Raw genomic sequence first — 16,021 nt, 5'->3', positions numbered from 1 at the left:
AACGCATGATCTTCTCTCCTGAATTTTGAAACCATACCGCCACAGCGGGTTTCAAAATTCAGGAGAGAAGATCAGAGAAAGATTCGCTGAAGCGGACCGGCTAGAAGCCGGTGGCTTCGATCCATTAGGTGGAAAGTAAAGATGCTGTAAACGTTCTTCTATTCATCATGGTAGTCACTCCTCCCTAGAGTATTTCGCCTCGTTGCCGCTGTCTTCTGCGGTCAAGGCCTTAAACGGCGCGCACAGTATTCCTGAGCGTGCCGATTTCCGAAACCTCGCATATTACCGTGTCGCCATCCTTGAGGAACTTCGGAGGCTCCATCGCATAGCCGACGCCAGATGGTGTGCCGGTGGCGATGATGTCGCCGGGCTCAAGGGTCAGGCCTTCGGACAGCGACGCAATCAACGTCGGTATGTCGAAAATCATGTCCGACGTTTTACCGTCTTGGCGTTGTTCACCGTTCACCGTCAGACCGATGGACAACGCGTGCGGATCGCTGATCGCATCGGCCGTCACGATGACAGGGCCCAGCGGGCAGGATCCGTCCAATCCCTTGCCCTTGAAATACTGCCCGCCGTGTCGGCGCTGAATATCGCGCGCGGTGATATCGTTCAGTATTGTATAGCCGAAAACGTGATCGAATGCATCCGCCTTGGCAATATTGCGACCCGCTTTGCCAATGATGACCGCCAGTTCGACCTCGTAGTCGATCGACTCGGAGACCGAAGGAAAGATCAACACGTCGCCGTCAGGTGCCACGATGGACGTGGGCGGCTTGGTAAAGAACACCGGGTATTCGGTGACACCGACCTTTTGCTTCTGAGCGCGGTCACCTTCTGCAATATGCTCGGCGTAATTCCGCCCGACACAAAACACATTTTTGCGCGGCACCGGGATCGGCGCCATCAACGGCGCGCCCGCGGGTATCACAGCCTCGGAATGTTGACCTGCCTCGGCTTCGGCAACCACGTCACGCAACCGATCCTGCGCCGCCGGGCCAGCCTCAACCAATTGTTGCATGGTTTCAAAACGCAGCGCCTCTGCGTCCTGACCCGACAGGCCTCCCGTCGCTTTCGCAATATCAAGCATGCGACCGTCGGTCAGAATTGCGACGCAGACGGGATTGCCATCCGATGAAATTGTTGCCAGCCGCACTGGGCTTCCTCCCTCGATTTATTCCGCCGGGCGGCCGACACATTCAAGCATTCGACTCATGGGCCACACCGACTCTTCCCTTTAGTAATTTGTCCAATTATCGTTTCGATCAATCAACCAATCCCCGAATTGGGCGGAAAAATGACTGAACTGACCGGCCTCGCAGCCAGATTGCGCGAAATGATCGAGAACGCAGGATACCGGCACAACGATCGCGTTCCGCCAGAACGTGAATTGTGCGAAATGCTGGGTACCAAACGCAACCAACTGCGCCGCGCTCTGGCGGAACTCGAGGCGCAGGGGCTGATTTGGCGGCATGTCGGGCGCGGCACCTTTGTCGGATCAAGGCCCGTTCTGAACTTGCAGGACGTCACCTATCTCGGGGATCAGATCAAGCCTGCGCAGGTTGTCGCCGTCCGCTTCAACATCGAGCCCGAGTTGTGCCGCCTTGCTGCGTCCCACGCCACACGGTCGGACCGGGAACAAATGAAACTCTGTGCAAAGAAGTGCCAGACCGCCGAGGATTGGCGCACCTATGAAGCCTGGGACAACAACCTGCATCACGCCATCGCACGGGCCACGCGCAACCAGCTGTTCCTGTATTTTTTCGAAACGTTGAACTCGGTGCGGCGGTCGATCGTGTGGGGACAACCCCGGCTTACACTGAAACCGCCGGACAATTATTGCAGTTTCCGCGAACACGATGTCATCGTGTCTGCGATTGCCGCCGGAGATGGTGACCTTGCGGCCCAGGCGATGCGCGGACACCTGCAATCCGTCTATTCCCGCACATTGCCCGAGAGCATTCCAAAGGGCCTGTAACGCGCCGATAAAGTCGACCAATTCGCGAAATGGTTGCCCGCATTTCGTCTGTTGCTCTTGCAAACAGCAGGACAACTTCGCGATTACTCTGACAACAGTCGCATCAGGCCACACATGCGCGGCTTTCGGTCCCGGACCATTCATTCCGTCCGCGACCAGACGTTCGGCCATCAACCGCTCAGGAGGAAAGAAATGTCAGAAAACGTCATTCCAGCGCCAGAGGTTCATACCATTCCCACCGCTGGTGGCGGGACGTTCCCGGTACGGCGCGTGTATTGCATTGGTCGCAATTTTGCGGCCCACGCTGTCGAAATGGGCCACGATCCCGACCGGGAGCCACCGTTCTTCTTTCAGAAAAACCCTGACAATCTGGACGCGTCGGGCGAATTCCCCTACCCGCCTCACAGTACGGATGTTCATCACGAGATCGAATTGCTGGTCGGCTTGAAATCCGGCGGCACGAACATCCCGCTGGATCAGGCGCTCGACCACGTCTGGGGCTATGGCGTCTCGCTCGACATGACCCGCCGCGACCTGCAGGGCCAAGCCAAAAAGATGGGCCGTCCGTGGGAAATCGGCAAGGCGTTTGAACGCTCTGGCCCGGTCGGGCCGCTGATCCCGGCCTCTGACATCGGACATCCCGATCAGGGGAGCGTCACCTTGCTGGTCAACGGCGACGTCCGTCAGGAAGGCGACCTGAACCAGATGATCTGGAAGGTCCCTGAAATGATCTCCTACCTGTCGGAATATTTCGAGCTCAAGGCCGGTGACGTCATCATGGCCGGGACCCCATCGGGCGTGAATGCCATTGAACGCGGGGACACGATGGAAGCGACGATCGAAGGCGTTGGCGTACTCACCGTCAAAGTGGTCTAGCCGTTCTATCCGAAAAATCGGTGCTGTGTTCCGACTTTGCAGCAATCCCATCATGAAAAGGCAGACCGCAAGGCGCCCGTAGGGACGCGTCGCGGCCTGACCGACCTGATGACAGCGGTGGATCATGCCTTGGGTCCACCGGCGGCAATACGATGAATTCGACCATCACGAAACGTCATCGCGCCTGCATCGCATTGGTTTGAAACACCTCGTCCGGATACGCGCAAATCACGCTGGGCTCGGTGGTGACAGCGTCGCCTGGTTGAACGTTGGCGCGATCGGACCGGCTATTTCAGGCCGACACTTCCACCGTCAGGGCTGCTGAATGCTCTCAAGATAGAACAGCAATCCGGCCAAGGCTCTGGGCGTCGGCGTCAATACGCCATCCACTTCGAGTGGCACCAGATCCAGAGACATCGCATCTGCAAACTCCGGCATGACCCGTGCCAGATGCCCCTGCTCAGGATCACCGTACACATAACTCAGAGCCTGAGCCGTGGGGAACGTCCCGCCGTTGTCCCGGCTCAGGGTCGTCAGGTCCCGAGGTGCTACGGGCAATTGCGCAGTCAGCGGGCCGTCGCCCTTGCCCGTGCTGCCATGGCACGCAGTACAGTTTTCGGCAAAAAAGGCCGCCCCGTCCGATGCGTCGGGCATAACGGCGTCAGACGGCGCAAGGGCCTCAATGCACCCCGAAAGTCCAAGCATCACACTGCTGTACGTCAAAAACCGAAAGGTGGTGGCCCGCATAATTTCACCCGATTTGTTTTGTTTGCCTATCCTGCGCTGCTCTGCGCCTGAAAAACAATGTAAACCAACCCGATCAGGACTGAAAGCGGCCGATTTATGCTGCAACTGCCGCGCATCATGACCGGTTTTCCAGAGATGTTCCGCAAAAGCCGTATCAACCCTTGGGCACAGCCGGTATGGAAACATACGGATACACCATATGGAGAGAGTACCGATGCAGCCAGGTGCAATTGGACGCGTGCAATCCCCCCGCATCATTCGCATCGGCGGCGGTGTGGCCCGCGAGGTTGGCGAGGTCATGGCACAACTGGGCGTGGCGCGCCCCCTGATCGTCACGGATACCAACCTTGTGGCGCTGGGTCATGTGCAAACCGTCACGGATGTTCTGGATGCCGAGCGCGTTGACTGGCGCTTGTTTGACGATGTCGTCGAAGATCCGACGGACACCTGCGTCGATGCAGGTCTTGCTGCATTTCGAAACGGCGATTTTGACTGCATCATCGGGCTGGGTGGCGGCAGTCCGATGGACACGGCCAAGGCGATCAGTTTCATGAGCGTCAATCCAGGCCACGTCCGCGACTACAAGGCCCCGGTCCAGATTGATCGTTGTGGCCCACCGGTGATCCTGATCCCGACCACAGGCGGGACCGGCTCGGAACTGACACGCTGGTGCGTGATCACGGATACGGCGCAACCAGAGAAATACAACCTCTCCGGTCTGGCCTGCGTGGCCACCGCCGCGCTGATCGACTGGACCTTCACGACCACCAAACCGTGGCGGATCACGGCCGATACCGCTGTCGACAGCCTGACCCACGCAATGGAAGCCTTGGTCAGCCGCAAGGCATTTCCCTATGCCGATGGCTTTGCGCTTGCCGCGATGCCAGCGATTGCCAAACACGTCCGTATGGCCTGCGCAGAGCCGGAAAACGCAACGGCGCGCAGCGCCTTGATGCTGGCTGCGGCGCAGGCTGGCATGGCCTTTTCCAACGCATCGGTCGCATTGGTCCACGGGATGAGCCGCCCCATCGGCGCGCATTTTCACGTGGCCCACGGTTTGTCGAACGCGATGCTCTTGCCGAAGGTCACACAGTTTTCCATCGGCGCGGCCCAAGCGCGCTATGCCACCTGCGCGCGGGTGATGGACTGGGCGCGGGATCACGATACGGACGCGACCGCCTGCGAGAGGCTTGTCGAAAACCTGACAGTCCTGAACGCTGATCTGAAAGTGCCGAGCCCTAGCAGTCTGGGGCATGCGGCCAAGCCTGCGATATTCGAATTGATGGCGGCGCAGGCCCTTGCCTCCGGGTCGCCGCAAAACAATCCCCGCATCCCAACGCAAGACGAAATCGTGCAGCTCTATCGCGATATTTGGTGACGGATTTCAAGTCTTTGGCCGGGTGTGCAATGGGGGCGACCCGCCGCACTGCGGGGCCAGTTCAAAGGACGGACGGTGACTTTGCGATCCCCGCATCCTCCAACTGTTCGCGGTCGGGCAAATCGCGCAGACTGTCCAGCCCGAACGCGGTCAGAAACTTCTCGGTCGTCACAAAGGTGAGCGGTGCGCCACGGCGCGGGCTCCGGGGCCCGGTGCCGATCAGCTCGCGCGCATGTAAGCGCCCGATCAGGTCGCGGCTGATCTCCTTGCCAAAGATATCCTTCAACCCGTCGCGGGTGATCGGCTGGTGATAGGCGACGGCCGCGAGCACGGCCACGTCAAACGCACGCAGATCGAGGTCTTGCGCGCTCACATCTGCCGCTGCACGGATCGCCGGCGCATAGGCCTGCCGGGTACGCAATATCCAGCCCCCCGCCGAACGGGCCAGTTCGAATGACCGACCCTCCAGATCTGCCGCCAGATCCTCGATCAAAAGGTCAACAGAAGCGCCCTGCCCCACGATCCGAGCCAGATCCTGAGGCGCAACGGGCGACGCGCTGGCAAACAGCACCGCCTCGATCCGGCGCATCCATTCGCGCCAGCGGAGTTCGGCAGGCAAGTCTGCCAACTCCCGATCAAAATCAACTGTTGCGCGTTTCGACATTTATCAAACGCCATAAAGCCGGAAACTGTCGCGCCCGGTCAATTCGCGCGCAACGCCCAAGGCCACCATTCGATCACAGAACCGCCGCGCGGCGCGATCCGAGTTCAGCGACGTGAGCGCGGCAGGTGCCACCGCATCGCGGGTCAGAAACATCTCGACCGCAGCCCCTGCCCCTTTTGCCCGCAGTTTCGGCGCAATTGCGTTCAGACGCGCGGCTTTGCGCCCCAGATCCGCCGCCATCTGCAGCGCCACAGCCGCCGACGCCGTTGCCGCCCGATGGCACGCGTGTTGCAAGTCTGCCTCGCGCTTGCGCAGATCGGCCCGCTTGAGACCAAAGGACAGCAGCGGAACAACATGCGACCAACCCAAGGCTTGCGACAGAGCGGCATCGGCAAGAAGCACGGCGTCGGTCTCGGCCCGTGGATCCTGCATCAGAACGGCTGCCAATACGGATGCGCTGCGGGCAACGGGGCCGCCTTGCCCGGCGTCCATCCAAACCGCGATCTGGTTGGCGTCCCTTTGCGGCAATACGCGGTGCAAGACCTTGATCGACACGCGGCGTTCAATTGCGCGGCGCCAGGTCAGGTAAATCTCTCCCGCCGGTCCGGGCAAATCGCCGGGGCGGAGCAGATGGACAGCATCGCGCAAGTCCCCTGCCCGTTCCGGGCGGCCGGAAAATCCGACACAGACCTCGGCAGCTTGCAAGGCAAGCCGCGCACGCAACAGGTTTTGGGGCACCGCCTCCCGATGCAGGACGATATGCAGATGTGCCAGCGCGGCCCCCGAACAAAACGCCGCATCGCACAGGGTTTCAGCGCGCCCGGAGCCGACCCAGGCAGGCATCCGAGGCAAAGTTTCCAAGTCTTGCAAAGAATCCGGCAGCGCAGAAGTCATGGCACATCCGTAAACGCTAACGGCGTTTTACACCACAATATTGTACGCGAACCGCCCTGCCTTGCAGGTCATTGAAACCGCGCGTCATCATGTCCAAATCGCCTGCCCGATCCTTGGCCTCAGATGCAAATTATTCAGCAGCGGCAGCCAGAAATAAAATGCGTGCCAAATGCCCCCTGCCAAACCGCTGAAATAGACCGCGCCGCCACCCAAGAAAATGAAACCGGGCCTGAGACACTGTACTGACCTTCAACGTCTTCGGACGCCGTTACAGCGGTTTGAGGCATGCAGGCTTCGCAAGGCACCTATGCGCGAATAGGTGGTGGTCAGCTCCCGCTCCTATGCCTATCTGGCGGACATAACAGATATCCCCCTAGGATCAGGATCATGACAAAACAAGTAAGAGACGCTTTGGCGATCGCGAGCTTTATCGCGATAACCGCGGTGTTTATCGGCGTGCACGCCTGGATGTACACGCACTGATCGAGACGGCAGCGCCGGCTCGGATCGAACGGGCAACCCTTCGCTGAACACGCAAACCTTCGACAAGAAAACACATCACTAAAAAAAACGGCATCCCACCATGGGATGCCGTTTTTCCGTTTGAGGCAGGTCGATCTACCGGCTGATCAGAAGATCAGGCAACCACAGCGCCAGTTCAGGCACAAAGGTCGTCAGCATCAGCGTCGGCAGCCAGGCAAAAACGATGAACACCAGTGTGGGCCACAGCATGCGGGACACTGGCACATCACAGATCTGCGCACCCAGATACAGCAAAGGCGCCGTGGGTGGCGTGATGTTCGCCATGCCGAGGTTGACCCCGATGATGGCCGCAAAGTGGATCGGATCGACGCCGACGCTTTGAGCAATCGGCAGCAGGATCGGCGTTGCCAGCAACAGGCCCGAGATGTCGTCCATCAGCATCCCGATCAGGATCATCACGACATTGATCATCAACAGGATCACGATCGGATTGTCGGACACGGAATAGACCATGTCTTTGGCCAATTGCGGCGCACCCTGCGCGATCAGGTTGTCGGAGACGATCAACACCATGAAGATCATGACCATCACCACACCGATCGTCACACCGGACGTCTGGATGGTCTGAGCCAGCGTTCTCCACGTCAGGCCGCGATAGAAATAGATCGCAATCGGGATCGCATAGACCACCGCGATGCCTGCGGCCTCTGTCGGGGTCATGATGCCGCCATAGATGCCACCCAGAATGATAACAGGCATCATGAGCGCGGGCCCCGCCAGACGGCCCTGACCCAACAGCGCGGGCATGAACGGGCTTGGCCGCTCCCGGAGCTGGATATTGTCATATTTACGCAGCATGAACTGGTTGGTTATGATCAGCAGCGTGATCAGAATGATCGCGGGAATGACCGTGGACAAAAAGCACTTCAGCACGTGTTGCTGTGCGATCCAGCCATACAGGATGTGCGACGAACTGGGCGGGATCAACAATCCCAGGGGGCTTGCAGAAACGATCAGCGCGGCGGACTGGCCGGCCGGGTAATTCGCCTTTTTCAGGTGAGGCATCATGATGCCGCCGATGCAGGTCAGCGTCGCGTTCGCACTGCCCGAGATTGACCCGAAGATCCCACAGGCCAGAACCCCGGCCGCGCTCAGACCGCCCTTGACATGGCCGATGAACATCTCTGCCAGCGACACAAGCGGAGCGGCAATCCGGCCTTTCTCCATGATGCCACCGGCAATCATGAAGAGCGGGATCGCCAAGAGCACCAGCGACCGGATCCCGGTCGCTCCTGTCGGCAGATAGCCCGAGATCGACTGGTCCCCGACAAGCGCGATGAAGATCAGGACCGATCCGAAAGCTACATAGACGCTGACGCCCAGCAGCAGCATCACACAGACGATAATCAGACTTCCTGTGATAATCATTGGGCGGTCCCCTCAGCGGTATCGGACTTCAGGGGAAGGCCCAGACCTATGCGGATATGAACATAGAGATGCGCCGCCGAGAACATCGCCATGAAGCTGAAGGCAACCATGATTGCAATCCGCCACGACACAAACGGAATGCGCAGGACGGGCGTCGCCCGCAACCGCGGAAAGGAAAAGTCGTCAAGCAGGGAGATGTAGCACGCATAGACGATGAAGAGCGTGACCGACAGTTCAATCAGCAGCACGACAAAACCGCGCCACCAGATCAATCTGCTGTCCTGGATCACGATGCTCAGGATGTCGGCGTTGATGTGCAGATTGCGCTCGGATGCGAGCACGGCACCGGCGAAAAAGCCGACAATGCTGATCGCCAGAAGCCATTCCTCGTAAGCGAACAGGTCGCCCCCGAACCCGTATCGGATCACGACGACGGCGCCGAAGGCAAAGGCCATCAGGAACCCTGAGAATGTCACGATCACCTTCATGACCCACAGCATCCAGTTCATGGGCGTACCGATCACCCTTGGCAGTTCATCGGTAATATTGACCATGCCCACCCTTCCTCTCATCTTCGTCTCAAGACCTGAAAAAAGGGCCGGCAGATTTTGCCGACCCTTGGTATTCTTAGCTTCCGTTCTTGGCTGCGAGGAGCCGGTCGATGATATCCTGACCAACGCTATCTGCCATCAACGGCCAGATTTCCTCTTGAACATGTGCGGCCATCGCGGCTTGTTCTTCTTCGTTCAGACGCAAGATCGTATAGCCACTGTCGATCAGACGCTGTGCATAGACCTCGTCATTCTCGCGGTTATAGGCAAAGAAATCGTCGGAGGCTTTGGTCATGGCTGTCTGCAAGACGTCGCGCTGTTCCTCGGTCAGTTTGTCAAGCGAGCGTTGCGACGCGTAGAAAGTCGTCAGTTCGGAGATCGAATTATACTCGACGAAATGGGTGCCGACATCAGACTGGGCAAAGATCGAATAGGTCGCCGTTTTTGTACAGCAGATCGCGCCATCCACGATGCCCGACTGGATCGCCGGGAAAATATCGCCCCATGCCATTGTCGTTGCCTGAAAGCCGAGAGATTCCACCATGGATTTCACAACGTTGGACGACCACACCCGAATGTTCATGCCTTTGTCTTCAAAGGTGTTCCAGTTGGTCGGCTCTTGCGTGGCAACGATGCCGACGAAGCCTTCCGGGTTCTGGGCGAGGATTTTCACGCCGTAATCCGTCGTGATTTCCTGAAGGATCTGGTTATATTCGGAATCCAGATCGCGCATGATGGTGTCCATGTCTTCCCAGCCACCGACGAGGAACGGCATCGACAGGAATTCAAGACGCGGATCGGTATCCGCGTAGATAAATGCCGCTGCCAGATCAATGTTACCGCGTGCGACGTCCTCGAACAGGGCCTCGCCCGATCCCAACTGGTTGGCCGGGAAGACATTGATCGTCAGACCGACGTCAGCGGCTGCCACGTCCGCTGCCACCTGCTCCATCATTTTTGTGCCCTGGTGGTCAATCGGGAAGACACCGGCAAAACGCAATGTCGTGTCTTCGGCCATCGCTGATGTTGACATCAGCGCACCAAGCGCGCCGACTGTCACGATCTTTGTAAAATTTGTGATATTCATTGAGTTTTCTCCCTCTTGATTTTTTTCACTCGCTTCGGAGTTGGTTACCGCCGCACCGTCCCATACAGGCTCCGGGCATTCTAGAATAAACTTACGTTTTTTAAGGATTGCTCTATAACGTATTGGTTTTCATTGTTAAAATTTAGGATTCGGATGCTTTTTTGAGCAAAGAATCTCGTGGATCGCTGAAAAATAGCCGATTCCTAAACCGCAGATTCTTCAAATCCATTCAGGAACGCATGGAGATTGTCCCCCAAAGCGTCGCAAAGATATCCACCCTCCTGCACGATCACCGATGGCAGTTCGAGAGCCGCCAGCAGGCCTGCCATCTGTGCAAACCCCGGCGTTGAAACGGCCAACCCGCCAAAGGGATCGCCTTCGAAACTATCGAGGCCGAGCGCGATCACGACGGCAGTGGGGGCAAAGGCCCGGACATGGTCCAGCCCCGCCGACAGGCCCGCCAGAAACCCTTCATCTCCCGTGCCACGCGGCAGCGGGATGTTCAGGTTGTATCCGTGGCCCGCGCCCTCGCCCACCTCATGCGCATGGCCCCAGAAAAAAGGATAAAACCGGGCAGGATCTGCATGGATCGACACCGTAAACACATCATTGCGGTCATAAAAAATGCCCTGCGTGCCGTTGCCATGGTGCAGGTCCACATCAATGATCGCCACCCGGTCATGCGCGCGGCGCAGAACCTGGGCCGCGATCGCGCTGTTGTTGAGGTAGCAAAAGCCTCCGGCCAGATCAGCAAAGCAATGATGCCCCGGCGGACGGCACAGCGCATAGGCCACCTTTTCGCCGTCAAGAACTGCACTTGCGGCCGACACCGCGCATTGCGCCGACGCATAGACGGCATCCCATGTATGTTCGGTTATGGGGCAAGACATATCGGTGATGTGAAACCCGGCCTGCCCCACGGCGGACAGGGGATAGCTGGCCGTGCGCCGATCCGGGTGAATGTTCGGGAAAATCTCGGGGGCTGCATCAGGGATGCGTTTCCAGCGGTCATAGACCGTGGACAGGAACTTGACATAGGCCGGGGTGTGCACGGCGGCAATCGGGCCAAGACCGTGATCGTGGGGCACGTGCACCGCGTGCCCACCTTGCGCCACGCCTGCAAGAAGGCGTGCGATACGCTCCGGCTTTTCGGGATTGGGCTGCATGACGCCATTCACCAGAAACCCGCTGGGGTCGTGCTGGTTTTGTCGCGGCTGGTCCGAGAAGACTTTCATTCCTAGAACCCCACCTTGTCGGCACCCTTCAGCGCCAGCATCGCGCGCGCCTCATCCGGAGTTGCGATCTCATACCCCAGCTCTTCCAACACTCTGCGTATCTTGCCGACCTGCTGGGCATTGCTCACGGCAAGCTCACCGCGTCCGATCATCAGGCTGTCTTCGAGCCCCACACGCACATTGCCCCCAAGGATCACGCTCATGGTGCCAAGCGGCATCTGTTGCCGCCCTGCTGCCAGAACGGAGAATTGATAGGCGTCGCCCAGCAGCCGATCAGCGGTGTCCTTCATCATCATCAGGCTGTGCGGACTGGCATCAATGCCTCCCAGAACACCCATGACGAATTGCAGGAAGATGGGCGCCTTGAGCCGGTTCTGGGCCAGGTAATACGCGACCGTCTGGATGTGACCCACATCGTAGCATTCCAATTCAAACCGCGCGCCGCCTGCATCGCCCAGCATCCGAAATACGGTTTCGATGTCATGGAAGGTATTTTTGAAAACCGTGTCCCGAGTGTTTTCAAGAAAGGTTTCCTCCCAATCATGCTTCCACTCCTGATAGCGATCCTTCATCGGAAAGAGCCCGAAGTTGATGGATCCCATGTTCAGCGAACACATTTCCGGAGCAAGTTCCGCCGGGGCGGACAATCGCTGCTCGACTGTCATTTGCGAACTGCCGCCGGTGGTCAGGTTGATCACGGCATCGGTTGCATCCTTGATCCGCGGCAGGAACTGACGAAACACCGCGATATCGGAACTGGGGCGCCCGCTCTCGGGATCGCGTGCGTGCAAGTGCAGGATCGACGCGCCCGCCTCTGCCGCCGCGATGGCCGAGGTTGCGATTTCATCGGGCGTGACCGGCAAATGCGGGCTCATGCTGGGGGTATGGATCGATCCGGTCACCGCACAGGTGAGAATAATCTTCTTTGGCATGGTCAGGCCTCCAACCCGCATTCTTGGGCAAACACCGCCAGGCTGTCGTCCAATATGTTCAGAATTTCATCCACCTGCGGATGCGTTACGATCATCGGCGGACAGATCAGAAAGTGATCCCCGTCGATCCCGCCACGCGTGCGCCGGGAATAGGTAATCAAATGGCGCGCGTAACAAATCTCGAGGAACCGCTCGTAGGCGTTCAGCGATTTTGGCAAGGGCGCCATCGTTTCGCGGTCGGAAACCATCTCGAACGCCGTCAGCAACCCCTTGCCCCGTACGTCACCGATAAATTCATAACGATCCATCAGATCGCGCAGCCCCGACATCAACACATCGCCCATCGCGGCCGCGTTCGCCATCAGGTCAAGCCGGTCGATTTCTTGCAGAACCGCCAGACCGGCCGCACAGGCGAGCGGATTGCCCGCATAGGTGTGCCCGTGCGCAAAGCCTCCGGCATCCAGCACGGTGTCGACCATGCGCTGATCGGCAATCATCGCACCCAGGGGCACATAGCCTGCACCGAACCCCTTGGAGACGGCCACCAGATCTGCGCGAATGTTCCAGTGTTCGGACGCCATGAACTTGCCGGTTCGCCCGACGCCCGACATCACCTCATCCATGATCAGCAGCACGCCGAATTCATCGCAAATCTCGCGGATTCGGGCATAGTAGCTGTCCGGTGCGACCAACGCCCCGGTCGACGCCCCGCCCACCGGCTCCATCGCAAAGGCCAGCACAGTATCGGAGCCTTGCGCGAGAATCTCGTCGCGCAACATCTCGGCATATTTGAGGCCGCGTTCCTCATCCGTCAGGTTGTCCCGATCCAGATAGCAGGTCGGCGCGGGAATTTTGGGCATTTCCTTGAACATCGGCGCGAACGCATCCGTCAATGGCCCGTAGCCCGTGATTGATAACGCCCCCAAGGTCGAACCGTGATAAGATGGAAACCGCGATATCACCTTCCACCGACCGGACTGCCCGGTGGCCACGGCCCATTGCCGCGCAAACTTGACACAAGACTCCATCGCCTCGGACCCGCCAGAGACAAAGAACACACGGTTCAGCCCATCGGGCATGCGATCGGCAATCGACCGCGCCAGATCCTCTGCCGCACTGTTTTCGAAATGCAGCCGATAAGCGAATGTGGCGCTGTCCATCTGCGCTTTCATGGCCGCCAGAACGTTGGGGTTGGAATGCCCGATATTGCTGACCATCGCGCCGGACGACCCGTCAATATAACGCGCGCCGTCCTTGGCCCAGATATAGATGCCTTCCGCACGATCCACTTCCGGGCGGCGGGACCGGCTTTGATAAAACAGGTTGGATGTTTTCACAGGTGTCTTTCTGTTTCAGGCGACGCGTCGGCGCAATCACCGCGCTTGGGTATGCAACAGGGTTGAGATTTTCCGGCTCATAGTGCAAATAGATAACGTTTATAATGATCATTGGTCAAATCAATGAAAGATATCCAAGATCTTGAAAAGCTGATCCGGGAACTGGATTGGAACCTGCTGCGCACCTTCATGTTCGTCGTGCAAGACCGCAGCATTACCGGCGCGGCCAAACGCCTGATGCGGCGTCAACCCTCGGTCAGTCAGGCGCTGCAACGGCTGGAGACGCGGCTGGGCACCCAGTTGATCGATCGCGGCCCATCGCATTTTCGCATAACTCCCGCAGGCGAAACCCTGTACCGCGAATGCCTCGACATTTTCGGCAATCTCGTGCGCACAATTCAAAGAACTCAAGGCACCGAGGACGTGGTGACCGGCACGTTGAAGCTCGCCTTGGTCAGCGGCGTCGTCAATGACTTCTTTGATCAGGTTCTGTCGGATTTTCACCGCCAGAACCCCGAAGTGGGTTTCGACCTCGAAGTGATGTCCAGCAAAGCCGTGCAAGAGGCCGTGCTGGACAAGTCCGCCAGCTTTGGCGTCTGCCTCATGCATGATCCAAACCCCAACCTGCATTACGATGTCCTCTACAGGTCCTGTTTCGGGTTCTATTGCGGCCCGGGTCATCCCCTCTTTGGCCGACAGGACTTGAGCATCGATGACATGCGCGACCACGCCTCCGTTTCCTTCAGGACCGATCAGCTTTGGGATGCGTTGCGGCCCGTGGCGTTGTTACGGGCACAGCACAAGCTCGACAACAAGGTGATCGGATACACGTCCGACCTGGGAGAGGCGCAAAGGATGATCGTTGCGGGTCTCGGGTTTGGCCCCCTGCCCGTTCACTATGCGCAACCGCTTGTTGATCGCGGCAAGCTGTGGCGTTTGCCGCCGCTCGAAAATACGCTGGTCATCGATATTCACCTGGTGCACCACAAAACGGCGCGCCTGAACCGGGCGGAGCTTGCCATCCTTGAGATGTTCCAGACGCGGATCGCCACTCAACCTTTGGCGCAGCGCAGTTATGACCTCGAAAGCCAGACCTGACCGCCCCGCCGATTGCAAAAGGACATGAGACAGATGACCGGACAAGACACCCTGACCGTGCTGGCCTGTCAGATCGAGGTCCCCGCAACACCTGACGCGGCGGCCCGCGACAAACATCTGGCGCAGAGCGCGTCAAAAGTGCGCGCGCAATTACGTACAACGCGCGCCGACCTCGTGGTGCTGCCAGAACTTTCGAGCATCGACTATTCCCGCGCGGCCTTTGACGCCCTTGCGGACCTTTCCGAACCTCTGGACGGACCCTCCTTTGACACGTGGCAGTCCGTCGCGCTCGAATTGGGCGTCTATGTTTCATACAGCTTTGCGCGGCGGGACGGCGACCAAACCTATATCTCCATTGCCGTGGTCGCACCGGATGGCACGCTGATCGGGCATTATGACAAGCTGCATCTGTGCCAATACGGGGCGTCGATGGAAAAGGAATATTTTTCCGCCGGTGACCACATATTCACGTTCAAGGTCAAAGACTTCACCCTGGCTCCGATCATCTGCTATGACATCAGAATTCCCGAGCTTTCCCGCGTCCTGACGCTCGATCGGGACGTCGATGTGATCCTGCATTGCGGTGCCTATTACCGCGACGAATCCTTCATGACCTGGCACAACTTCGCCATCGCCCGGGCGATGGAAAACCAGGTGTTTCTTCTGTCGTTGAACCGTGCCGGCAAGACTTGGGGCAATTCGATCTTTTGTCCTCCCTGGATGGACGAAAATACCCTGCCCCTCCACTTTGCCGAGACCGGCGAAGAGTTTCGCCATGTGGAGATCACCAAGGAACAAAAGGTACAGGCACGAACGGACTACACGTTCTTGAAGGACAGGTTGCCAGATTACCGCGTGCTTTGACTTTTGTATGGAGGCAAAAGCCGCCGTCCGGAACCTCTCTGGCCTACGCCGCCGTATTGAGCGGTGCAGGCACATGCTCTTTTACAGTTCCCGGATCGAAATGGCGCCCAATCTGCATGTCGTCGAGGCCCGCGACCGGAAAGCGGCCAAGCCCGGCTTGCATCAAGGCCGTAAAGACAGAGAATCCGGATCCTTGGCAACCGCTTCCTTGATCGTTCGGAACTCCGACCATGTCAGCTTTGCCGCATCAACAAAGATGGCACCACATGTGACGGGCGCGGCGCGAACCAGGGTTTGAGGATATCGCTGAACTTCCTCGACCATGACCATAGCGTAAGCACCAAGGGAACCCCCTCTTATATGGCATGATCTGATCTGGGAGTATTGCGCGAGGCGGTACTGTAACCTGACGTCTGGAAATTTAGTTGGAGATTGCGCTGAGAGCCCCTGCCGAGGCGTGCCCCGGCAG

General features: G+C 58.5%; 16 protein-coding genes. 5 read left to right on the top strand and 11 right to left on the bottom strand.

The genetic code is table 11. The features are described 5' to 3' along the window. Positions 1-229: 229 nt before the first annotated feature. Positions 230-1,156 carry a fumarylacetoacetate hydrolase family protein gene (locus LC354_RS21280; protein WP_223427661.1) on the bottom strand — a complete coding sequence of 309 codons (927 nt, stop codon included), beginning with the start codon at positions 1,154-1,156 and terminating at the stop codon, positions 230-232. Between the two features lie 141 nt (positions 1,157-1,297). Between LC354_RS21280 and LC354_RS21275 the strand changes: the two genes are divergently transcribed. Continuing rightward, positions 1,298-1,978, top strand: coding sequence for a FadR/GntR family transcriptional regulator (locus LC354_RS21275; RefSeq protein WP_223427660.1), 681 nt, complete (start codon positions 1,298-1,300; stop codon positions 1,976-1,978). Positions 1,979-2,170: 192 nt separating this feature from the next. Further along, positions 2,171-2,854 (top strand): fumarylacetoacetate hydrolase family protein, encoded by a 684-nt coding sequence (locus LC354_RS21270; RefSeq protein ID WP_223427659.1) that lies wholly within the window; start codon positions 2,171-2,173, stop codon positions 2,852-2,854. A gap of 312 nt (positions 2,855-3,166) precedes the next feature. Here the strand turns inward: LC354_RS21270 and LC354_RS21265 are convergent, their stop codons facing one another. Next, positions 3,167-3,508 carry a c-type cytochrome gene (locus LC354_RS21265; RefSeq protein ID WP_223427658.1) on the bottom strand — a complete coding sequence of 114 codons (342 nt, stop codon included), beginning with the start codon at positions 3,506-3,508 and terminating at the stop codon, positions 3,167-3,169. 292 nt (positions 3,509-3,800) lie between these two features. On the opposite strand from LC354_RS21265, the gene LC354_RS21260 reads away from it, so the two are divergent. Next, entirely contained in the window at positions 3,801-4,979 is a 1,179-nt protein-coding gene (locus LC354_RS21260; protein ID WP_223427657.1) for an iron-containing alcohol dehydrogenase, read from the top strand. 61 nt (positions 4,980-5,040) lie between these two features. Here LC354_RS21260 and scpB read toward each other — a convergent pair whose 3' ends face one another. The 8 genes from scpB to LC354_RS21220 form a co-directional block, all read right to left on the bottom strand. Beyond that, entirely contained in the window at positions 5,041-5,643 is a 603-nt protein-coding gene (gene scpB, locus LC354_RS21255; protein ID WP_223427656.1) for an SMC-Scp complex subunit ScpB, read from the bottom strand. A gap of 3 nt (positions 5,644-5,646) precedes the next feature. Beyond that, positions 5,647-6,537, bottom strand: coding sequence for a DUF1403 family protein (locus tag LC354_RS21250; RefSeq protein WP_223427652.1), 891 nt, complete (start codon positions 6,535-6,537; stop codon positions 5,647-5,649). A 618-nt stretch (positions 6,538-7,155) separates the two neighbouring features. Next, complete coding sequence (locus tag LC354_RS21245; RefSeq protein WP_223427646.1) at positions 7,156-8,448, bottom strand: TRAP transporter large permease; 1,293 nt, start codon at positions 8,446-8,448, stop codon at positions 7,156-7,158. Beyond that, positions 8,445-9,002 carry a TRAP transporter small permease gene (locus tag LC354_RS21240; RefSeq protein WP_223427645.1) on the bottom strand — a complete coding sequence of 186 codons (558 nt, stop codon included), beginning with the start codon at positions 9,000-9,002 and terminating at the stop codon, positions 8,445-8,447. The genes LC354_RS21245 and LC354_RS21240 overlap by 4 nt, the downstream gene beginning before the upstream one ends. A gap of 73 nt (positions 9,003-9,075) precedes the next feature. Next, entirely contained in the window at positions 9,076-10,086 is a 1,011-nt protein-coding gene (gene dctP / locus LC354_RS21235) for a TRAP transporter substrate-binding protein DctP (RefSeq protein ID WP_223427644.1), read from the bottom strand. A 203-nt stretch (positions 10,087-10,289) separates the two neighbouring features. Next, positions 10,290-11,321 (bottom strand): histone deacetylase family protein, encoded by a 1,032-nt coding sequence (locus tag LC354_RS21230; protein WP_223427641.1) that lies wholly within the window; start codon positions 11,319-11,321, stop codon positions 10,290-10,292. A gap of 2 nt (positions 11,322-11,323) precedes the next feature. Further along, a complete protein-coding gene (locus tag LC354_RS21225) occupies positions 11,324-12,253 on the bottom strand; it encodes a BKACE family enzyme (RefSeq protein ID WP_223427639.1) in 930 nt (309 codons plus the stop codon). A 2-nt stretch (positions 12,254-12,255) separates the two neighbouring features. Next, the gene (locus tag LC354_RS21220; RefSeq protein WP_223427638.1) at positions 12,256-13,590 is read right to left on the bottom strand and encodes an aminotransferase family protein; all 1,335 of its coding nucleotides are present in this window, start codon (positions 13,588-13,590) and stop codon (positions 12,256-12,258) included. Between the two features lie 123 nt (positions 13,591-13,713). Between LC354_RS21220 and LC354_RS21215 the strand changes: the two genes are divergently transcribed. Further along, on the top strand, positions 13,714-14,688 hold the full coding sequence (locus LC354_RS21215; RefSeq protein WP_223427637.1) for a LysR family transcriptional regulator: 975 nt from the start codon (positions 13,714-13,716) through the stop codon (positions 14,686-14,688). A 33-nt stretch (positions 14,689-14,721) separates the two neighbouring features. Beyond that, on the top strand, positions 14,722-15,552 hold the full coding sequence (locus LC354_RS21210) for a carbon-nitrogen hydrolase family protein (protein ID WP_223427636.1): 831 nt from the start codon (positions 14,722-14,724) through the stop codon (positions 15,550-15,552). A gap of 43 nt (positions 15,553-15,595) precedes the next feature. Here LC354_RS21210 and LC354_RS21205 read toward each other — a convergent pair whose 3' ends face one another. Next, entirely contained in the window at positions 15,596-15,784 is a 189-nt protein-coding gene (locus LC354_RS21205) for a hypothetical protein (protein ID WP_223427635.1), read from the bottom strand. Positions 15,785-16,021: the final 237 nt, after the last annotated feature.

The organism is Tateyamaria pelophila, from assembly GCF_019966495.1.
In the GTDB taxonomy this organism is placed as follows: Bacteria; Pseudomonadota; Alphaproteobacteria; order Rhodobacterales; family Rhodobacteraceae; genus Tateyamaria; species Tateyamaria pelophila.
The sequence above is the reverse complement of the archived record's forward strand: the minus strand, read 5'-3'. Positions and strand labels throughout refer to the sequence as shown.